We start from the raw sequence: 545 nt of genomic DNA, 5'->3' as shown, positions 1-545 counted from the left end.
ATAGGGATAAAAGTATATAGGCCGGGACGCAAAAAAAGTACAAATGTTCGATTTCACATCTGTACTCTTTTCACAGCTGTATGATAGTTTTTCCCTTACTCTCCCGTATACCACACCGGGCAGCCGACAATCTCTCCTCCCGCCGTGTAAAGGATCCCATTTTCACTGTAATAATCCGGATTTCCGGCTTCCACTTCTATGTACATCAGATTCGGCAGGCCATCCAATGCTCCCGGGGCAATGTATCGGATATTGGCGGGAATATAGATTTCCGTGATCTGGTCGGCCACGTCTGCAAGAGCTCCCGCCTCGATCCCTGTACATGCGGGAATGCCGGGCAGAGCCAGAAGCCCATCTACAACGGCCAGCCCTGAAGTGCAGGCAAGGATATGTCCCTCATCATCAGACACAAATCCTTCCAGCTCTCTCCAGCCTGCGTACAATTCCAGAATATCCGTCCCCGCTTCCACTCCTTCAAAGGGCCTGGTGCATGCCGTATCCAGATACCAGCCATCGAACACTTTGCCCGGCCTCTGGGGAACACT

The 545-nt window shown here is 51.7% G+C and carries 1 pseudogene; it reads right to left on the bottom strand.

Annotated elements, in window-relative coordinates:
- Nucleotides 1–95: 95 nt before the first annotated feature.
- Nucleotides 96–545 (bottom strand): annotated as a pseudogene (locus B5E62_RS16675) (hypothetical protein); the annotation flags it as partial.

This window comes from Lachnoclostridium sp. An118 (genome assembly GCF_002160985.1).
Taxonomy (GTDB): Bacteria; Bacillota; Clostridia; order Lachnospirales; family Lachnospiraceae; genus Claveliimonas; species Claveliimonas stercoravium.
The sequence above is the reverse complement of the archived record's forward strand: the minus strand, read 5'-3'. Positions and strand labels throughout refer to the sequence as shown.